Origin of the sequence: Actinomyces sp. oral taxon 180 str. F0310 (assembly GCF_000185285.1) — a bacterium.
In the GTDB taxonomy this organism is placed as follows: Bacteria; Actinomycetota; Actinomycetes; order Actinomycetales; family Actinomycetaceae; genus Pauljensenia.
Window position 1 is genome coordinate 1,100,229 of sequence record NZ_GL622194.1, and the last position, 18,308, is coordinate 1,118,536.

Genomic DNA, 18,308 nt, shown 5'->3' on the forward strand with positions numbered 1-18,308 from the left:
CCACTGGGTTCCAGCGGACACACTACGCCCAACGCACACAAAAGTGAATCATAACGCGATTCCGGACCTGATCCCAAGTCCGGGTGCGTGATGTCACTGCTCGAGCTTCTCCACCTGGTCGAAGCCGAGCTCGAGCGGCGTCTCGCGCTCGAAGATGGTGACGAGAACCTTGAGCTTCTGCGTCTCGGGCATGATCTCGGAGATCGTGGCCGACATGGTCTCGAAGGGCCCGTCGATGACCGTGACGATCTCGCCGACCTCGTACTGGGTCTGGACCGCCTGCACGGGAGCGGGCTGATCCTTGACGGCCTCGGCGGCCTCCTCCAGCACGTTGGGCGTCAGGAGCATGACGACCTCGTCAATGGACAGCGGCACGGGGTTGTGCTGGTCGCCGACGAAGCCTGTGACGGCGGGCGTCTCCTTCACGACCCGGTAGGAGGCCTCGTTGAAGTCCATGCACACGATCGCGTAGCCGGGGATGCGGACGTGGCGAACGCGCTTCTTCGCGGTGCCGCGATACTCCATGACGTACTCGTCCGGGACCTCGACGGCGAAGATGTAGTCCTCCATGTTCTGGGTCGTGATGCGCTGCTCAAGGTTGGCCTTCACCTTGCGCTCGTGGCCGGAGTACGTGTGAATCACGTACCAGTCGCCGGGAGACATGTAGAGCTTGCGACGCAGCTTGGCGATGGCCTCTTCCTCGGCCGAGGCTTCCTCTTCCGCCCCGGATTCTTCTTCTGATCCGGATTCTTCTGCGGCGACCTCGTTGATCACCTCGTCGACGACTTCTCGAGCCGCTCCGTCTGCCAGCGCATCAGCGGTCTCCTGCTCGACCTTTTCCTGGGTCTCTTCGAGGGTCTGTTCCTCGGTGTAGTTCTCGTCGCTCACGGTGTTCCTCCTACGAAGTGGGGCCGGACCGTGAAAGAAACCCGCCTGCAGGTTCCTGCGGGCGGGTTCGTCGGTCTCAGCCGAAGATCAATGCACTTAGCTTACCGAATCCGAAGTCGAGTAGGCCAGCGAAAAGCATGATTGCGGCGACAAACACAACGACGACGACGAAGTACGTCCAGGTCTCGGAAGCCGTCGGATAGGTCACCTTCTTCATCTCGTCAATGACCTGCTTGAAGAAGAGCCAGATGCGACCAAAGAAGCCGGGGCGCTTCGCATTCTCGCCGACGGCCTCACCGCGCTTGCGGGTTGCCTCGCTCTTCGTGCGATCTCGGCGCGAGGATTCGGCGCCCGATGCAACACCTTCAGCCATGTGGATCCTCCTGCGAAAATAATAGCCTTAGCCGCAGGGCAGGCGGGACTCGAACCCACAACCGCCGGTTTTGGAGACCGGTGCGCTACCAATTGCGCCACTGCCCTACGCAGGAAAACCTGCCTGACGAACACTAGTGGATAAGGAAGCGTTTTGTCCACCGGAGGATCGCGCTCCCGCGTCGCACGGCCCACGAAATCGGCTCCGAGGCCTCGCATGAGAGGTAGAACACGCGCACATTGCGTGTGCGCGTAGCCCCGTCGCGCCCGACGTGGGACCATGGAGGGGTGACCACAACTCCTCGCACCCGAGTCTCTGATCGTTTCAACGCCATCACTCCGTCTGCGACGCTGGCCGTGGACGCCAAGGCGAAGGCCCTCAAGGCCGCCGGACGCCCCGTCATCGGCTTTGGCGCAGGCGAACCGGACTTCGCCACGCCGGACTACATCGTCGAGGCCGCCGTGAAGGCCGCTCGTAATCCGGCGATGCACCGCTACACTCCCGCCGCCGGTCTGCCTGCCCTGCGCGAGGCAATCGCCGCCAAGACCCTGCGCGACTCCGGCTACGAGGTCTCGCCCTCCGACATCGTCGTCACCAACGGCGGCAAGCAGGCCGTGTTCCAGGCCTTCGCCGCCCTGCTCGGCCCAGGCGACGAGGCAATCCTGCCAACGCCGTACTGGACCACCTATCCCGAGGTGGTCAAGCTCGCGGGAGCCACCCCGGTCGAGGTATTCGCCGGAGCGGAGTCCGACTACAAGGTCACCGTTGAGCAGCTTGAGGCCGCGCGCACGCCGCGCACCAAGGTCCTGCTGGTGTGCTCGCCGTCCAACCCGACGGGAAGCGTCTACACACCCGAGGAGCTGACCGCGATCGGGCGGTGGGCCCTCGAGCACGGCATCTGGGTGATCTCCGACGAGATCTACGAGCACCTGCTGTACGAGGATGCCCGAAGCGCGCACATCGTCAAGCTCGTGCCGGAGCTGGCCGACCAGGCCGTCATCCTCAACGGCGTCGCCAAGACCTACGCGATGACCGGCTGGCGAGTGGGCTGGATGATCGGCCCCTCCGACGTCATCAAGGCCGCGCTGTCCTTCCAGTCGCACCTGACCTCGAACGTCAACAACATCGCGCAGGAGGCCGCACGCGCCGCCGTGTCCGGGTCCCTGGACGCCGTGAGCGAGATGCGCGTCGCCTTCGACCGCCGCCGCCGCACGATCGTCGACATGCTGCGCCAGATCGAGGGTTTCGACGTTCCCACCCCCAAGGGAGCGTTCTACGCCTACCCCAGCGTCGAGCGCCTGCTCGGCAGGGAGATTCGCGGTCGCGTCGCCCACACCTCCGGGGAGCTCGCAGACCTGATTCTCGACGAGGTTGAGGTCGCTGCCGTTCCCGGCGAGGCGTTCGGGCGCTCCGGCTTCCTGCGTTTCTCCTACGCCTTGTCAGACGATGACCTGGTCGAGGGCATCGGCCGCGTTCAGGAGCTCTTCGCCTGATGCGCCTCTCCTTCGAACGCGCGGACGAGGACGCACGTGGGACAGTTCTCCTCTCCCACGGCTACGCGGAGCACTCCGGGCGCTACACCCACCTGCGCTCCGCCCTTACCCGCGCGGGATACGATGTCGCCTTCTACGACCACGCGGGCCACGGGACCTCAGACGGGCCCCGCGCCCGCGTGGACGTGGGCGCGCTCATCCGCGACTTCGGCGACGCCCGGCGCGAGGCACTGGCGCACGCCCGCACGCCGGACCTGTTCCTGTTCGGACACTCGATGGGCGGGCTCATCGCTGCGGCCTCGACCATCCTTGACCCGACGCGGCTGCGCGGCACGGTGCTCTCCGCTCCGGCGCTGCGCCCCCTCCCCCACGTCGACCCTGCCCGTGCCCGCATGCTGCTGCCTCTCGCGAGGCTGCGCCCCGGCCTCATCGTCGCCAAGGGGGCGTCCGACATGGCGGTTTCCCCGCTGTCTCGAGACCCCGAGGTTCAGCGCGCCTTCGACGCCGACCCGCTGACCTACGTGGGGGGCGTGCCCATCCTCACGGGCCTGACCTTGATCCTCCAGGGCGACGAGGTGCTGCGGCGCGCCGACCGCCTGCGCACTCCGACCTTGGTCATGCACGGGTCGCACGACCTCATGGCGGACCTGCGGGGCTCGCGCGATCTCGTGCGGGGCGCGCTCGCCGCCCACCCGAGGGCCGACATCCACCTGCGCATCGTTGACGGCGCCTACCACGAGCTGCTCAACGAACCCGAGGGGCCCGGCCTGATCCGCGACATCATCATCTGGCTCGGGGAGCACTGAGCCGTGGCGACGCCCGCGGTGCCAAACCTCACCGCCCCACGCCCGACGCCGCCGGGCAGGCGCGACCTCGCAACCTTGCCCAAGGCGCACCTGCACCTGCACTTCACGGGGGCCATGCGCCCCTCGACGATGATCGATATGGCCGCCTCCCAGCGCGTGCGCCTCCCCCCTCACCTGCTGCACATCGACGCCGCATCCATGCCGGCCGACGGGCGCGGTTGGTTCCGCTTCCAGCGCGCCTACGACTCCGCGCGCCACCTCGTGCGCTCCGAGGCCGCGATGCGCCGTCTCGTCCGCGAGGCAGCCGAAGACGACGCCGCCGAGGGCTCCGTGCGCATGGAGATTCAGGCCGACCCCACCAGCTATGCCCCCTACGTCGGCGGCATCACCCCCGCGCTCGAGATCATCATCGACGAGGCCCGCTCGGCCTCGCACGATACCGGCGTGGATATCGGGGTGATCGTCGCCGCGTCGCGCATGAAGCACCCGTTGGACGCGCGCACCCTCGCGCGCCTGGCCGCGTCGTTCGCGGGCGACGGCCCTGGAGACGTCGTGGGCTTTGGCCTCTCAAACGACGAGCGCGTGGGTTCCACGGCCTCCTTCGCTCCCGCGTTCCGCATTGCGCGCCGTGCTGGGCTCGTCGGTGTCCCACACGGCGGCGAGCTCCTGGGGCCTTCCTCCGTGCGCGAGGTCGTGGCCTCCCTGGCCCCGGCCCGCCTCGGGCACGGGGTGCGCACCAGCGAAGATCCGGCGCTCCTGCGCGCCGTCATCGACGAGGGCATCGCCCTGGAGGTATGTCCCACGTCGAACGTGCACCTGGGCGTGTACACGGATTTCTCTCAGGTGCCGCTGCCCACGCTGCTGTCGGCAGGTGCCATGGTCGCCCTGTCGTCCGACGACCCGCTGCTGTTCCGCTCGCGCCTGGTCGCCCAGTACGAGGTGGCGCGCGACGTGTTCGGCCTGTCCGACGAGGCCCTGGCAGACCTGGCGCGGTCTTCTATCGAAGCGTCGCTGGCCTCGCCCTCGCGCAAGGCGGCTTGGAAGGCCGACATCGACGCGTGGCTCGCGGCGCCTGCGGCGTAGGTGGTTCTCGGGGCGCACGAGGGTGTTCGCCTTGCGGTGGAGCGTGCCCGCGTCACTCCTGGGCCAACGCCACCGAGCCCCTGCTGGCGTCGGCGAGCCTGCTCCTCCGCATGCGGCGGCCTACCGGACGCGGCAGCCGGGTTGTTGGCGCCGTCGCGTCGGCGGAGGTCAGCCCTCAAGCGAGTTAGGAAACACTCATGCCGCACGAGGACCGTAACCGATTCCTGCGGCCGTTCCCCACGCGGATAGGAAATGCACTCACGGATAGGTAATGAACACGCGGATAGGATATTAGGCTATCCGCATGCGAATAACCTATCCGCATGGCGACAACCTATCCGCGAGGGCGGAGACAGCGCAGAAGCGGGCGGTTGCCTGCGGGACCTGAGTCAACCTATCCGCGAGCGCTGGGCGCGGCGGCCGTTGCACAACTGCTGCCTCCCCACGAACGTCGGCGAACGGCTGGCACGTCACTGTCGCCGCGGCCTCGTCCCATTGCCCGCTCCCCGCGAACGCCGGCGAAACGGCATTGCTACCTGCACGTCGGGCTTGCCCGCATGCCCCGCCACGAAAGCTACCCCTCCGCGCCAGCCGGACGTTCGATGAACTTGCTCGCCAAACGATGCACCTGCCTGACGCCCTCGCCTGCGAGGTCCCAGGTCTCCAGTTCGGCTGCGATCATCTCGGGGAACTTCCTACCGATGTCCCGAAGCGCGTTGCCCACCGACCTTCTGACGTAGTCGCTCACGTCGCCTCTGAGCCTCGCGAGTCTCCGGATCGCTTCGCGCGGGTTGTCGCGAACGTACGGTCGGCTCGTTTATATCCGCAAGCCCTCGGTGACTGCCCGGCGACTGGCACGTTAACCCACCTCTGCGCAGTTTAACCCACCTCGTGGAGCCTGGGCACCCGCGCCGAAGTGCCACCTAATGGGTTAACGTGCGCAGTAAGTGGGCCCACACCGCCACCTCGTGGGTTAACGTGCGTGCGGGGAGCCTCTGTCGGCTCGCAGAGAGCTCCGGCGGACACACCCACGCTCCGGAACACCGCGCAAGTAGACCCACGCTCCGGAACACCGCGCAAGTAGGCCCATGCACCGACAGGCGGGTGCGCCGAGGAGCTACCAGGTGATGCCGACCGCGACCGGCTCGGGCACCAGGGTCACGCCGAACGCGTCACTTACCCGCTCGCGCACGGCGCGGGCCAGGGCCTCGATGTCGGCGGCGCTCGCGCCGCCCCTGTTCGTCAGGGCCAGGACGTGCTTGGTGGACAGGGACGCGCGCGGCGGGTCCCCGGCCTCGGGCAGGTGGAAGCCGCGAGCGCAGCCCGCGTGGTCGATGAGCCAGGCGGCACTCGTCTTGACCAGGCCCTCCCCCGCACTAAAACGGGGCGCGTCCTCGGGGAGGGAGGCGGCGACGGCCTCGGGAAGGATCGGGTTCGTGAAGAAGGAACCGGCGCTCCACGTGTCGTGGTCGCCCGGGTCCAGGACCATGCCCTTGCCGCGGCGCAGCTCCAGGACGGTCGAGCGGACCAGGGACGCGTCGCCGCGTGACCCGGCCTCGACACCGAGGCGACGCGCCAGCTCGGCGTACATGACGGGGGCGCTCAGGGGCGAGCGCTCGAGGCGGAAGTCCACGGAAAGGACCACCCAGCGGCCGGTGGGACCCCACGGGCGACCATTCAAGCCCTCCTCGCCGACGCTGCGCTTGATGGCCGAGGAACGGTATGCGAAGCCGAGGTCGCCGGGCAGGAGACGCACGACAATGCCCGTCCGCCGGTCGTAGGCTTCGACGCTCTCGATGGTTTCGGCGACCTCGTGGCCGTAGGCTCCCACGTTCTGCACGGGCGAGGCTCCCACGGTCCCAGGGATGCCGGACAGCGCCTCAATGCCGGAAAGACCCTCGGCCAGGGTCCAGGACACGAACTCGTCCCAGACCACGCCCGCGGCCGCGCGAACGATGACGGAGCCGTCCGAGGCCTCGTGCACGATGGACGCAACCTCTCCGGCGCGGCGCACGGTGAGAACCGTGCCCTCGAAGGGGTCATCTGAGGCCAGCAGGTTCGACCCGCCCCCCACCACGAGGAGGCGTGCACCGGCTTCGTCGGCGCCGCGCACCGCTTCAACCAGCTCGTCGGGGGAGGTCGCGGTCACGAGACGGGAGATGCGCCCGCCCACGCGCAGGGTCGTCAGGTCAGCAAGGGTCGTCATACCCCCAAGCCTAGTCACCAAACACCAGGTCCGTGCGCTTGATTCCGCGCCGGTCGGGCACCTGCCCGGCCAGGACGATCGCGAGGAGGACGGGCACAGCGACGAAGGCCAGCGCCCGATGGTAGCCGACGTGGTCGGCGATGAGGCCCAGCAGGGGCGGGCCGATGAGAGCCGCGCCGTAGTTGACCGTCGAGAGGACGGAAACACGCGCGGGTGTCATCACGGGGTCGACGGACAGCGCGGAAATGCCCAACGGGAAGCCGAGGGCCGAGCCGATACCCCACAGCGCGATGCCCGCGAGCGCGAGGCCGTGGTGAGGCGCGAAAGCCACGAGCAGCAGGCCGACAACAGCGGCGCTGAAGGTGATGCGCAGCAGCCTCGGCGATCCCAGGCGCGCCTCGAGGCGTGGGGAGGCGAAGCGAACGATCGTCATCATGAGGAGGAAGAACGCGAAGGCCGCCGAGGCCGCCGCCGTCGAGTAGCCGTAGCCGTCCACCATGGACAGGTTGAGCCAATCGTTGGGCGCGCCCTCCATGAGACCCGCGCTCATGACCATGAGGGCAATGAGGACGGTCTGCTTCTCGCGCCACGCGATCCGGGTCAGGCCCTTCGGCTTCTCGGACGAGGCCTTCTCCCCCTCGCCGCTGTCCTGAACGGGCGCGAGGGCCGCGACCTCCTCCTTCGTCAGGTAGAAGCCGACGGCGCTGCCGCAGGCGATCAGCTCGAGGACGGCCAGGCCGAAGAGGTGGGCACCCAGAGGCAGACCCAGCTGGGCGGCAAGCGCCCCGAGCAGGGCACCGCCGAGCATGCCGACCGCGTACATCGCCTGGATGACGGGAACGACGGTGCGGCGCACGGCCGCCTGAACGAGGCCGGCCTCAATGTTCATGGTCGCCCCCCACAGGCCGTTGCCGGCCGCAATCATGACGAGGCCGGCGGTGGCCAGCAGGATCGACACGTTGAGCGCGCCCACACCCGCGCAGCCAATGCCCATCGCCCAGATCGCCACGCCGATGCGCCCGGAGGCACGCGCGCCGATCGTGGTGACGATCGGGCCGGAGGTTGGCAGTGTCAGCAGCGAGCCGAGGGAGGCGATGAGCAGCATCGTCCCGATCGTCGCCGGGGTCAGCCCGAGGTTATCGCGCACGTCGGGCAGGCGCGAGAGCCACGCGGAGGTGCCGAAACCAAGGCACACGTAGACGACGCAGGTGGCGCGCAGGGAGGCGTGAGCGCGGGCGGTTGAGACAGGCATGCTGGGTAATATACGCTCCCCGCGTGGCGCGCAAAACGGTGCGCGGGCGGGTGTTCGTCACCCCGCCCGCGCACTATCGCACCAGGAGAGGAATCAGCCCTCCACGGCCGCCTTAAACCAGGTCGTGATCGACGTGGGGTGCGTGATCGCGGTGCCCACGATGACGGCGAAGGCGCCGGCCTCAACGGCGGCGGCGGCCTGCTCGGGCGTGTGGACGCGGCCCTCGCAGATCACGGGAACGTCGCCGAACGCGGCGACGACCTCGCGCAGGAGTTCCAGGTCGGGGCCGTCGGTCTTGACGCGGTCGCCCGTGTAGCCGGCCAGGGTCGTGGAGACGATGTCCACGCCCGCGTCGACGGCGCGCTGGGCGTCCTCGAAGGAACCGCAGTCGGCCATGACGAGCGTGCCGTCCTGGCGCAGGGCGGCAACGGTCTGCGCGAAGCTCAGGCCATCGAGACGGGGACGGCCCGTTGCATCCAGGGCAACGATGTCGGCCCCGGCCATGACGCACGCGCGCGCGTGGCGCAGCGAGGGGGTGATGTACACGCCCTCGTGACCTTCCTTCCACAGGCCGATGACGGGAACGTCGACGCGGCCCTTGATGGCGGAAATGTCGGACAGGCCCTGGCAGCGGATGGCCGCGGCGCCGCCGATCTCGGCGGCGCGCGCGATCTGCGCCATCGTCTCGGGGTGGCGCATGGGCTCGCCCGGGTAGGCCTGGACGGAGACGACGAGCTTGCCCTTCAGGGAAGCAATGAGCGGGTGCATGGTGAACTCCTATGCGTGCAGAAAGAACGAAACGGCCCCGAGCAGCGGCGCGTCGCCGCCGAGGGAGCCAACGAGGATGGGTGTGTCGGCGACGGGCGTCATCGCGCTAGCGGCGAAGCCTTCGCGCAGGGCGTCCCACCAGATGTCCCCGGAGCGGGTCATCGACCCCGAGAGGATGACGGCGGCCGGATCCGTGCAGTTGACAAGCGACGCCGTCGCCTCGCCGAGGGCGTATGCAGAGCGCGCGAAGCACGAGGCGGCGAGAGCGTTGCCGCCGTCGGCGAGTTCTTGCAGGGCGCGCCCGCCGTCGACCGCGGGGTCGGACTCGCCGCGCAGCGAGCCGTACCAGGCGGTGATGCCCGAGCCGGAGCAGAAGGACTCAATGTGGCCCTTGCGCCCGCACGAGCACGTCATGTCGGGGGCGAAGTGGTGGTGGATGTGGCCGACGTGCCCGGCGATGCCCCTCGCCCCGAAGGCGACGCGGCCGTCTTCGACGAAGGCTCCGCCGATCCCGGTGCCGACCGCGATGGAGAGGACGCTGCGGTAGGGGCGTCCGGCTCCCAGCGTCGCCTCCCCGAGGCCGTGGGCGTGCACGTCGTTGAGGACGCGCACGTTCAGGCCGGTTGCCTCCGCGAGCATTGCGCCGAGGGGGGTGCCTCCCCACCCGGGCATGGTTCCGGTCGCGGAGACGATGGCGCCGGCGGCCGGGTCGACGACGCCGGCGCTGGCGACGGCGACGCCCGTGACGCGGGGGTGAGAGGCGGCCACGGACGAGGCGAGCTGGCAGACACGCGCCGCCACGTCCTCTCCGCCGCGCATCGCGTCGGTGGGGATCGATCCGCGCTCGGTGACCTCGTAGGTGTCACCGGCCTCGACGATGCCCCACCCGACCTTGGTTCCACCGATGTCGAGGGCAAGGAGCGTAGTCATGAGGATCCTTACGAAAAGTCAGGGGAAGAAAGAAGCCGACGAGGCCGGGGGCGCGCCCGAAGGCGCCAGGGGTGCGGAACGGAGATCCCCGGCCTCGTCGACGTATCAGGAGAGCAGGCCGACTCCGCGCAGGACGGAGGCAACGTGCTCGACGTTGTCACCCTTGAGGGCGGCAACCGGGCGCGGCATCTCGGGCGAATCGAAGACGCCGAGCAGGTGCAGGGCGGCCTTGAAGGCACCGACGCCGGCGCCGAAGCCCACCACGCCCTTCACCTGGACGATGCGCATGAGGTCCGCGAGGCGGTCCTGCTCTGTGCGCACGGTCTCCCAGTCGCGGCGCTCGTAGGCCTGCCACTGGCGCACGTAGCCCTCGGGGTCCACGTTGGCCAGGCCGGGCACGCTTCCGTCCGCGCCGGACATGTAGGCGCCGTCGACGACGACCTCGTGGCCGGTGAGCAGCTGGAGGGGGTGCCCGGCGGCCTCGTTCGCCAGGCACAGCCAGCGGAACGCGACGTCGTCGCCGGAGGAGTCCTTGACGCCGTCGATGATGCCGTCGCGTCCCAGGCGCATGAGCAGGTCGGGCGAGAGCTTCGTGTGCACGCACACGGGGATGTCGTACGCCCACAGCTCGAGGCTGGTGTTCTCTTTGAGGAGACGGAAGTGGCGCTCGACCTCGGTCTCGCCGCCGAGGGCGTAGAACGGGGCGGTCGCGACGACGCCGGTGGCGCCGCCGATCTCTTCCACGGCCTTGATGTTCTCGATGACGCGCTCGGTCTCGGTGTCGATGACGCCGACGAGGAGCGGGATGCGGCCGTCGACGATGCGCACGGCTTCGCGCTGGATCTGGGCGCGACGAGCCGCGGTCGAGAAGGCGACCTCGCCGGTGGAGCCGGACACGAACAACCCGTCGAGGCCGGCCTCGATCAAGCGGTTGATGTGGCGCTCGAGCGAGGGGACGTCGAGTTCGCCGTCCTTGAGCGGAATGGCCAGGGGCGGGACGACGCCACGGATCTTCGAGGACATAATTACTTCTCTCCTTCGAGGGTGGGATGCAGCAGCGAGGGCGCGGCGCCCAGGAGCTTGCGGGTGTATGGATCTTTCGGGTCGGCGAGCAGCTGCGCGGCAGGGCCTTCCTCCACGACCTTTCCGCCATTCATGACGGCGATGCGATCCGACACGTAGCGAACCGTCTGGATGTCGTGCGAGATGAACACCATCGCCAGGCCGAGGTCCTTCTTCAGGTCCGTCAGCAGGTTCAGGATCTGTGCGCGCACCGACACGTCGAGTGCGCTGGTGGGTTCGTCGGCGATGATCGCGTCGGGACCGATGGACAGCGCGCGGGCGATCGCCACGCGCTGGCGCTGGCCGCCCGAGAGCTGGCCGGGCAGCGCATCGAGGGCGCTGGAGGGCAGGCCGACCAGGGCGATGAGCTCGCGCACGCGCTTGGCACGCGAGGCCTCGTCGCCGATGCCGTGGACGCGCAGCGGGTCGGCCAGCTGATCCTGCACGTGCATGCGCGGGTTCAGGGCGGTCGCCGGGTCCTGGAAGACCACGGAGACCACTCGTCCGATGCGCTTGCGGGCGTCCGCGCTTCGCTTCGTGACCTCCTCGCCGGCGAAGAACACCTGGCCCTTCGTCGGCATCTGCAGGCCGCACATGACGTTCGCGGTCGTGGACTTGCCGCAGCCGGACTCTCCGACGATGCCGAGCGTCTGCCCGCGCTCGATGCGCATGTTGACGCCGCGCACGGCGTGGACCTTGTTGGGCTTGAACAGGGAACCGGTCCTCGAGGTGAAGGTCACCTCAACGTCCTTGAGTTCGATGATCGGGGTGTCGGCGCTCATCGGGTTTCCTCCTGACCGTTCGTTTCCTTCGCGGCCTCGGCGCTCTCGCCGTCCTGGTCGCGGGGCGGCAGGGCCGCGTAGACGTGCTCGGGACCCACGGGTGTGAGGACCGGCCGGATGTCCAATCCGTAGTCGGGATGCGAGGACCTGGGGGCGAAGCGGTCTCCCTTGGGGAAGTCACGCGGCGAAGGCACCGTACCGGGAACCTGGTGGAGCCGCCCGGAACCAGACTCGATGGAGAGCACGGCGCCCAGCAGGCCGCGCGTGTACTCGTGCGTCGGGTGGGTGAGCAGCTCCTTGGTGGGCGCCTGCTCGATGACCTGACCGGCGTACATCACGGTGATGTGGTGGGCGACCTCGGCGACGAGCGCCAGGTCGTGGGATACGAAGATCATCGCGAAGCCCAGCTTCTCGCGCAGCTCGTTGAGCAGGGCGATGACCTGCTTCTGGACGGTGACGTCCAGGGCGGTGGTCGGCTCGTCCGCGATGATGAGCTTCGGGTCGCGGGTCAGGGCCATGGCGATGAGAACGCGCTGACGCTGGCCGCCCGAGAGTTCGTGCGGGTAGGACTCCAGGGTGCGCTTGGGATCCAGGCCCACGAGGTCCAGGAGTTCCTCCGCGCTGCGCGTGCCTCCCCTGCTGGTCAGCTGCTTCATCTGCGCCTTGATCAGCATCGCGGGGTTCAGGGACGACAGGGCGTCCTGGTAGATCATCGCCATCTCGTGGCCCAGCATCGCACGGCGTTCCTCGATGGACTTGGACAGGAGGTCCTCGCCCTGGTAGAGGATCTCGCCGGTGATCGTGGCCTTCGGGTCGATGAGGCCCATGATGGTCAGCGCGGTGATCGACTTACCGCAGCCGGATTCTCCGACGAGGCCCATCGTCTCGCCCGGGCGAACCTTGAAGGACACGTGATCGACGACGTTGACCTCACCGTGACGCTCAAACTCGATGCACAGGTCCTTGACCTCCAGCAGCGGGGCCTCGTCGAAGGCGGCTTCGAATCGGTCCATCCGCTTGCCTTCGACGGCCTGGAGGTCGTCGAGGCGCGCCTGCAGGGACTCGGCCTGCTCAGCGTAGGCGCGGCGCGGGTCAAGCAGGAGCTTGTCGGCCTCGCGGTCGGAGTCCTTGTCGACTTGGGCGACGGCACCCGAGGAGGGGGCTGCGACCATGGCGTCGGTGATGCCCTCGGAGAGGATGTTCAGGCACAGGACCGTGATCATGATGAACAGGCCCGGGAAGAAGGCCGTCCACCACTTGCCTCCCAGAATCGACAGGTTCGAGGATGCCTCGGACAGGACGTTGCCCCACGTGGCGACCGTGGTTGCCTGGAGGCCCGAGCCGATGAAGGTCAGGGACGCCTCGAGGATGATCGCGTCGGCGACGAGGACGGTGGCGAACACGAGGACGGGGGCCGCCGTGTTGCGCATGACGTGCTTGATGAGGATCCACGGGGCGCGCGCGCCGGAGACGATGACCGCGCGCACGTAGTCCTCGCCGTACGCCGCCATCACGTTCGCGCGCACGACGCGCGACAGCTGCGGGATGTAGACGAAGGCAATCGAGCAGATGATGACGAACACGAGGCCGGTCGTATTTCCCGACTTGGACAGCGTGCGGCCGAAGACCAGCACGGAGACGGCCGCCATGGCGATGCCGGGCACCGCCATGACGATGTCCATGACTCGCATGATCGCCTCGGAAAGGCTCTTGCGCACGACCGCGGCGATAGAGCCGATGATCGCGCCGAAGAACAGGGCGACGATGGTGGAGCACAGGCCGATCAGCAGCGAGAAGCGGCCGCCGTACAGGACGCGGGCAAGGATGTCGCGGCCGACGTGGTCGGTGCCGAAGAGGTGGGCGGCGGAGGGAGAGAGCCACTTGTCCGAGATGTCATCGGGAGCATAGGGGGAGATCAGGGGTGCCAGGATCGAGACGAGGACGACGAGCGCCAGGATGACCATCGCAATCTTGGAGCCCAGCGACATGGCGGCGATGCGAGAGAAGCGCGCGCCCTTCGCGGTGACCCGAGTGAGCTTTTCTTTCTGATTCATGCCTCACACCGACCTAATTCGCGGATTGATGAGCAGGTAGAGCATGTCGACGATGATGTTGACGACGATGAAGGCGATGGCGACGACGAGCGCCCCGCCCTGAACGAGGGTCACCCAGTTCTCCTGGATGCCCTTCAGGAGGACCGCCTTGCCCATTCCATCAATGGAGAAGATGATTTCGATGACGACCGCGCCGCCCATCAGGTAGCCGATGCGCAGGCCGAGCACGGTGACGGGGGTGATGAGCGCGTTACGCAGGACGTTGCGCGCGACGACGACTCGCTTCGGGATGCCCCCACCGATGGCGGTGCGCACGTAGTCGCGGTCCAGTTCCTCGACCATCGACGTGCGCACGACGCGGGTCATCTGACCGACGACGGGCACCGCCAGAGCGATGGAGGGAAGGAGCATGCGCAGGAACCATCCGCCGGGGTCTTCGGTGAGTGCGGGCAGCGGGCCCGAAACGGGCAGGGTGCCGACGAACCCGAGGACCAGCAGGGCTGCCAGCCAGAAGGAGGGGGTACCGATGCCGATGACCGAGATGACGCGGATGACCTGGTCGGGCCAGCGGTCGCGGTACAGGGCGGCGAGGACGCCGAGGGGGAAGGAGAGCAGGACCGCGAAGAGCAGGCCCAGGAAGGTCAGCTGAAGGGTGACGGGCAGGGCCTGCGCGACCAGATCACTGACGTGGTTGGAAGTTCCGACACCGTAGGTGCCGAGGTCGCCGTGGAGCATGTTCCACAGGTAGCGGCCGTATTGAACGAAGAAGGAGTCGTTGAGTCCGTGCTGTGCCCGGTACTCTTCGAGGGCTTCGGGGGTCGCGGTCTCGCCGAGGGCCGAGTAGGCCGGGTCGATGGGAGACAGCGACATGATGAAGAAGACGAGGAAGGACACGCCGACCACCATGATCGGCAGGGCCACCAGTCGTCGTCCGATGAGACGCAGAAGGTTATTCACTGCGAGACCTCCATTTCAGCGGATTTTGGCAAAGGGAAAGGAGGGGTGGCGCCCCACTGTGGCGTCTGCCTCACGGGTGGGCGCTCCACCCCTCCTTTCGATCCGGGCCCTGCGGGCCTTACTTTGCGCTCACACCGAGCAGCTGCAGGCCGGTGGAGGAGATCGCCTGGAAACCATCCACCTTCTTCGGGTTGGATCCGGTGATCATGTTGCGGAAGACGAGGGGGTACAGGACGGTCTTCTCGGCGAGAAGGTCCTGTGCCTCGCCCCACTTGGCCTTGGCGGCGTCGCCCTCGAGCTGGACGGCCTCGTCCATGATGGACTGCAGCTTGGCGAAGGACTCGGGATCGGACTCCTGCCAGCCGTCGCGCTTCTTGGTCCACACGTTGTCGCCGTTCCACCAGGAGATGATGATGCCCGGATCCACGCCGAAGACCGAGGGATCACCGGGGGCGAGGATGACGTCGTAGGTGGGGCTGTCCACGTCGGCGACGTTGGAGTACAGGTCGGAGGAAGCCATCTGCGTGTGGTTGACCTTCACGCCGAGCGCCTCGAGGTCGGACTTGATCTGGGGAACCAGGTTGAGGACCCACGGGTGGTCCGTCGTCACGAGGTTGATCTCCAGGCCGGAGACGCCGGCGTCGCTCAGGAGCTTGGTCGCGGCCGCCTTGTCGTAGGACAGGTCGGTTGCGGGCTTCTTGTAGGCGGGGTTGGCCTCGGGCAGGAAGGAGGTGGCCTCGACGGCCTGGCCGTCGAGCGCGGAGCTGATCAGCTTCTGCTTGTCGATGGCCTTCAGGAACGCGCGGCGCACCTCGGGCTTGTCGAAGGGGGCCTTGCGCGTGTTGAACATCATGAAGGGGTTGCCGTAGCCGGGCTTGGACTCGACGTTCCAGCCGACGTTCTTGAGCTGGTCCTGAGTCGAGGCGGGCACGGCCTCCATGACGTCGATCGTTCCGCCGATCGCGGCGGCGAGGCGGGCCGAGTCGTCCTTGAGGGCCTGCCACTTCAGGGTGGCAACCTTGGCCGGCTCGTTACCGGTGTAGTTCTCGTTGGGGACGGCGGTGATCTCGGTGGCCGTGATCGTCTCGTACTTGTAGGGGCCCGAGCCGACCGGCTTGGCCTTCAGGGAGTCCTCGTCCATGGAGGAGGGGACAACGCGGACGTTGACGAAGCGCTCCTTGAGGTTGGCGAAGGGGTGCTTGAGGGTGATGGTGACCGTCGTGTCGTCCTTCGCGCTCACGGAGTCGACGAAGGTGAAGAACTGGCGGTAGATGGACTTTTCGGAGGTGGCGCGCTCGTAGGAGCTGACGACGTCGGCGGCGGTCACGGGGGTGCCGTCGGAGAACTTCGCGCCCTCGCGCAGGCTCACCTCGTACTCGGTGTCGGAGACCTTCACGGGGTCGCCGGCGGCCAGCGCGGGGCTGACGGAGTAGTCGGCCATGTTGAAGCGGTACAGGCCCTCGAGGACCTGCCAGTTCGCTCCCATGCCGAGCGCCGAGGTGGTGATCGGCCCGTAGTCGGTGGTCTCGTAGGCGACGCCGGCCGTGACGGTCCCCTTGGGACCGCCGGAGGCATCGGCACCGCCGGAGCCGTTCGAGGTGGAGGACCCGCCGCCGCACGCGGTCAGGACCATGGCGGCGGCCGCGGTCAGCGCGGCGCCGGTTGCGAAGTGTTTGCTCATTCGCATGTTCTCGCTCCTCATCTTCGAGAATTGGGACGTGCGGTTCTTTTGTTCCGCTCGCTATACTGATCATATGTTGTCAGACAAATCTGTGCAAGCGATAACAGCTCAATATTCCGCAACGTCCGATCGCAATAAGATCGAACCAACACCAATTGATACGCGATCCTCGGTAACGATGGACGCAATCAAGTCCTACATGCTGCGCCACGGGCTACACTCCGGAGACCGTCTCCCGACCGAGTCCGCCCTGTGCACCGACCTGGGTGTGTCACGTTCCTCAGTGCGCGAGGCTCTACGCCGGCTCGAGGCGCTCGACATCGTGACGGTCCGCCAGGGATCCGGATCCTACGTGGGCAACATGTCGATGCAGCCGCTGGTCGAAACCCTCATCCTGCGCGCCTCCCTCGACGCGGCCAACGGCATCCAATCCCTGCACTCCATCGTCGAAACGCGCCACGCCCTCGACCTGGGGATCGCCCTGCCCCTCACGCGCGCCATGAAAGGAACCACGAACCCGCACCTGTGGGAGCTCGTGGACGTCATGACCTCGCAGGCGCGCGAGGGCGCCACCTACCTGGATCAGGACATTGCCTTCCACTCGGGCCTGCTGGCCTACCTGAACAACGACCTCATGCATCAGCTGGTCGCCGCCATGTGGCTGGTGCATCAAAACGTCACCCCGCAGCTGGCGGCCGCGTCGCGCCAGGAGATGGAGGACGCCGCCGACGCACACGCCGCGATCCTGCGCGCCTGCGAGGCCGGCGAGGTCGGCGCCTACGTCGAGGCGGTCAACGCGCACTACGCCCCGCTCTTGGCAATCATCGAGGGCCGCTGACCCCTCCCGCCGGGCTCACTCACCGAGCACGCCGGAGGTCGGCAGCGTCGCCTCCCACAGGCCCCGGTCGCGCTCGAAGACCACGAGCAGCTCGCGCCCGGCCAGGGCCATGTCGCTATAGCCGAAGCCGCCCTCGCCGAAGGAGGCGAGCACCTCGGCGCTCATGCCCTCCTCCCACGGGGGCGCGAGCCGCACGAGGGCGCCGGCGCGGCGGGCGCGACGCGAATGCGGATGCACGAGGAGGTCACGGACGAGGCGCGCGTTGCACCCCGGGTCCTCGAGCTCCCACAGGCGCCCACCCTCCCAGCTCTGCCCGTCACCCCACGCGAGGTAGCGCGCTCCCGAGCCGCGCCCCTCGAAGCCCTGAATCCGGCAGCAGGCAACGAGACGCCCGTCCCACACGCTCACGGTCGTCTCATCCAGGAGGACACCGTCCCCACCCGCGAGCGGATCCGACACCCACTCCAACCGGCCGCCGCGCGCGCCAACGACGCGCACGTGCGTCTCGCTTCCGACGCGCACGACATAGGGTAGGGCGACCGCCCCGTCAACCGTCGCGGTTGCCCCCGACGTCGCAAAGAGGGCGTCCGCGCCCGTCGCCTCGTAGAGCGCATTGGTCACGTCAGCGTAGGCCAGCTCCTCCGGCCCCCTCCCCCACGCCCACCAGGCGCGCAGGCGCTCACCGCGGCGGCGCGAGTCCATGTAGCCCACGGCACCCTCCGACGAGGCGAAGGCGAGGTGTACGAGCCCGTCACCGTCCACGCCCACGCACGCGTCCGAGGACACCGGGGGCGCCCCCTGCGGCAGCGGGCGCGCCTCAGACCACAGCCCGCTCCCGCGGCGCTCCATCCACCTGATCCGGTTCGGGTTGGGCAGGTCCGAGGCCATGGTCAGCCCGTTGAAGTCGGAACCCTCTCCGCTGGCGGGAGCGGGCCGCTCGTCGTAGAACAGCACCGTCCTTGCGTCCCCCAGGCGAGCCAGAGCGGGGATGCGCGCCTCGCCCTCGCCGAGGGGAGCGACGATCCTGCGGGCTTCAACACGTGCGATCATTCGACCATGATAGGACAGGGCGGGACGGCGCACAGACAAAGAACCCCGGGGAACAACAGTTCCTCGGGGTCTTGAGACGAGAAGC

The 18,308-nt window shown here is 68.1% G+C and carries 17 protein-coding genes and 1 tRNA gene; 4 read left to right on the plus strand and 14 right to left on the minus strand.

What is annotated here, in order from left to right:
- Positions 1–93: 93 nt before the first annotated feature.
- From nusG to HMPREF9006_RS04760, 3 genes are all read right to left on the minus strand, one after another.
- Entirely contained in the window at positions 94–888 is a 795-nt protein-coding gene (gene nusG, locus HMPREF9006_RS04750) for a transcription termination/antitermination protein NusG (RefSeq protein ID WP_009212425.1), read from the minus strand.
- A gap of 76 nt (positions 889–964) precedes the next feature.
- Positions 965–1,261 (minus strand): preprotein translocase subunit SecE, encoded by a 297-nt coding sequence (secE, locus tag HMPREF9006_RS04755; protein WP_009212426.1) that lies wholly within the window; start codon positions 1,259–1,261, stop codon positions 965–967.
- A gap of 34 nt (positions 1,262–1,295) precedes the next feature.
- Positions 1,296–1,368 (minus strand) — tRNA-Trp (locus tag HMPREF9006_RS04760).
- 180 nt (positions 1,369–1,548) lie between these two features.
- On the opposite strand from HMPREF9006_RS04760, the gene HMPREF9006_RS04765 reads away from it, so the two are divergent.
- Genes HMPREF9006_RS04765 through HMPREF9006_RS04775 form a run of 3 tightly spaced genes read left to right on the plus strand, consistent with a single transcriptional unit; the run spans position 1,549 to position 4,643 of the window.
- Complete coding sequence (locus HMPREF9006_RS04765; RefSeq protein ID WP_009212427.1) at positions 1,549–2,754, plus strand: pyridoxal phosphate-dependent aminotransferase; 1,206 nt, start codon at positions 1,549–1,551, stop codon at positions 2,752–2,754.
- Positions 2,754–3,560: an alpha/beta hydrolase gene (locus HMPREF9006_RS04770; RefSeq protein ID WP_009212428.1), complete on the plus strand. Its 807-nt coding sequence runs from the start codon at positions 2,754–2,756 to the stop codon at positions 3,558–3,560. Before HMPREF9006_RS04765 ends, HMPREF9006_RS04770 begins: the two co-directional genes overlap by 1 nt.
- A gap of 3 nt (positions 3,561–3,563) precedes the next feature.
- The gene (locus HMPREF9006_RS04775; protein WP_034231120.1) at positions 3,564–4,643 is read left to right on the plus strand and encodes an adenosine deaminase; all 1,080 of its coding nucleotides are present in this window, start codon (positions 3,564–3,566) and stop codon (positions 4,641–4,643) included.
- A gap of 574 nt (positions 4,644–5,217) precedes the next feature.
- Here HMPREF9006_RS04775 and HMPREF9006_RS10570 read toward each other — a convergent pair.
- From HMPREF9006_RS10570 to HMPREF9006_RS04825, 10 genes are all read right to left on the minus strand, one after another.
- Entirely contained in the window at positions 5,218–5,391 is a 174-nt protein-coding gene (locus tag HMPREF9006_RS10570) for a hypothetical protein (RefSeq protein WP_009212430.1), read from the minus strand.
- Positions 5,392–5,760: 369 nt separating this feature from the next.
- Entirely contained in the window at positions 5,761–6,849 is a 1,089-nt protein-coding gene (locus HMPREF9006_RS04785; RefSeq protein WP_009212431.1) for a UDP-N-acetylmuramate dehydrogenase, read from the minus strand.
- Between the two features lie 10 nt (positions 6,850–6,859).
- On the minus strand, positions 6,860–8,101 hold the full coding sequence (locus HMPREF9006_RS04790; protein WP_009212432.1) for an MFS transporter: 1,242 nt from the start codon (positions 8,099–8,101) through the stop codon (positions 6,860–6,862).
- A 93-nt stretch (positions 8,102–8,194) separates the two neighbouring features.
- Positions 8,195–8,869: an N-acetylmannosamine-6-phosphate 2-epimerase gene (locus HMPREF9006_RS04795; protein WP_009212433.1), complete on the minus strand. Its 675-nt coding sequence runs from the start codon at positions 8,867–8,869 to the stop codon at positions 8,195–8,197.
- Positions 8,870–8,878: 9 nt separating this feature from the next.
- Positions 8,879–9,799 carry an ROK family protein gene (locus HMPREF9006_RS04800; RefSeq protein WP_009212434.1) on the minus strand — a complete coding sequence of 307 codons (921 nt, stop codon included), beginning with the start codon at positions 9,797–9,799 and terminating at the stop codon, positions 8,879–8,881.
- A 105-nt stretch (positions 9,800–9,904) separates the two neighbouring features.
- On the minus strand, positions 9,905–10,822 hold the full coding sequence (locus HMPREF9006_RS04805) for a dihydrodipicolinate synthase family protein (RefSeq protein ID WP_009212435.1): 918 nt from the start codon (positions 10,820–10,822) through the stop codon (positions 9,905–9,907).
- Between the two features lie 2 nt (positions 10,823–10,824).
- The gene (locus tag HMPREF9006_RS04810) at positions 10,825–11,643 is read right to left on the minus strand and encodes an ABC transporter ATP-binding protein (RefSeq protein ID WP_009212436.1); all 819 of its coding nucleotides are present in this window, start codon (positions 11,641–11,643) and stop codon (positions 10,825–10,827) included.
- Positions 11,640–13,697, minus strand: coding sequence for a dipeptide/oligopeptide/nickel ABC transporter permease/ATP-binding protein (locus HMPREF9006_RS04815; RefSeq protein WP_009212437.1), 2,058 nt, complete (start codon positions 13,695–13,697; stop codon positions 11,640–11,642). The genes HMPREF9006_RS04810 and HMPREF9006_RS04815 overlap by 4 nt, the downstream gene beginning before the upstream one ends.
- A 3-nt stretch (positions 13,698–13,700) precedes the next feature.
- Positions 13,701–14,654 (minus strand): ABC transporter permease, encoded by a 954-nt coding sequence (locus HMPREF9006_RS04820; RefSeq protein ID WP_009212438.1) that lies wholly within the window; start codon positions 14,652–14,654, stop codon positions 13,701–13,703.
- A 118-nt stretch (positions 14,655–14,772) separates the two neighbouring features.
- Complete coding sequence (locus HMPREF9006_RS04825; RefSeq protein ID WP_009212439.1) at positions 14,773–16,341, minus strand: ABC transporter substrate-binding protein; 1,569 nt, start codon at positions 16,339–16,341, stop codon at positions 14,773–14,775.
- Between the two features lie 172 nt (positions 16,342–16,513).
- Here HMPREF9006_RS04825 and HMPREF9006_RS04830 point away from each other — a divergent pair, with 172 nt between their 5' ends.
- Positions 16,514–17,173, plus strand: a complete 660-nt coding sequence (locus tag HMPREF9006_RS04830; protein WP_232209831.1) for a FadR/GntR family transcriptional regulator — start codon at positions 16,514–16,516, stop codon at positions 17,171–17,173.
- 15 nt (positions 17,174–17,188) lie between these two features.
- Here HMPREF9006_RS04830 and HMPREF9006_RS04835 read toward each other — a convergent pair whose 3' ends face one another.
- Positions 17,189–18,223 (minus strand): sialidase family protein, encoded by a 1,035-nt coding sequence (locus HMPREF9006_RS04835; protein WP_009212441.1) that lies wholly within the window; start codon positions 18,221–18,223, stop codon positions 17,189–17,191.
- Positions 18,224–18,308: the final 85 nt, after the last annotated feature.

What these genes read in the sequence shown, in the direction of transcription:
- HMPREF9006_RS04800 (WP_009212434.1), bottom strand. Translation starts at nt 9,799, where the DNA reads ATGACTACGCTCCTTGCCCTCGACATCGGTGGAACCAAGGTCGGGTGG.
- HMPREF9006_RS04805 (WP_009212435.1), bottom strand. Translation starts at nt 10,822, where the DNA reads ATGTCCTCGAAGATCCGTGGCGTCGTCCCGCCCCTGGCCATTCCGCTC.
- HMPREF9006_RS04825 (WP_009212439.1), bottom strand. Translation starts at nt 16,341, where the DNA reads ATGCGAATGAGCAAACACTTCGCAACCGGCGCCGCGCTGACCGCGGCC.
- HMPREF9006_RS04810 (WP_009212436.1), bottom strand. Translation starts at nt 11,643, where the DNA reads ATGAGCGCCGACACCCCGATCATCGAACTCAAGGACGTTGAGGTGACC.
- HMPREF9006_RS04785 (WP_009212431.1), bottom strand. Translation starts at nt 6,849, where the DNA reads ATGACGACCCTTGCTGACCTGACGACCCTGCGCGTGGGCGGGCGCATC.
- HMPREF9006_RS04830 (WP_232209831.1), top strand. Translation starts at nt 16,514, where the DNA reads ATGGACGCAATCAAGTCCTACATGCTGCGCCACGGGCTACACTCCGGA.
- HMPREF9006_RS04795 (WP_009212433.1), bottom strand. Translation starts at nt 8,869, where the DNA reads ATGCACCCGCTCATTGCTTCCCTGAAGGGCAAGCTCGTCGTCTCCGTC.
- HMPREF9006_RS04815 (WP_009212437.1), bottom strand. Translation starts at nt 13,697, where the DNA reads ATGAATCAGAAAGAAAAGCTCACTCGGGTCACCGCGAAGGGCGCGCGC.
- HMPREF9006_RS04770 (WP_009212428.1), top strand. Translation starts at nt 2,754, where the DNA reads ATGCGCCTCTCCTTCGAACGCGCGGACGAGGACGCACGTGGGACAGTT.
- HMPREF9006_RS04835 (WP_009212441.1), bottom strand. Translation starts at nt 18,223, where the DNA reads ATGATCGCACGTGTTGAAGCCCGCAGGATCGTCGCTCCCCTCGGCGAG.
- HMPREF9006_RS04790 (WP_009212432.1), bottom strand. Translation starts at nt 8,101, where the DNA reads ATGCCTGTCTCAACCGCCCGCGCTCACGCCTCCCTGCGCGCCACCTGC.
- secE (WP_009212426.1), bottom strand. Translation starts at nt 1,261, where the DNA reads ATGGCTGAAGGTGTTGCATCGGGCGCCGAATCCTCGCGCCGAGATCGC.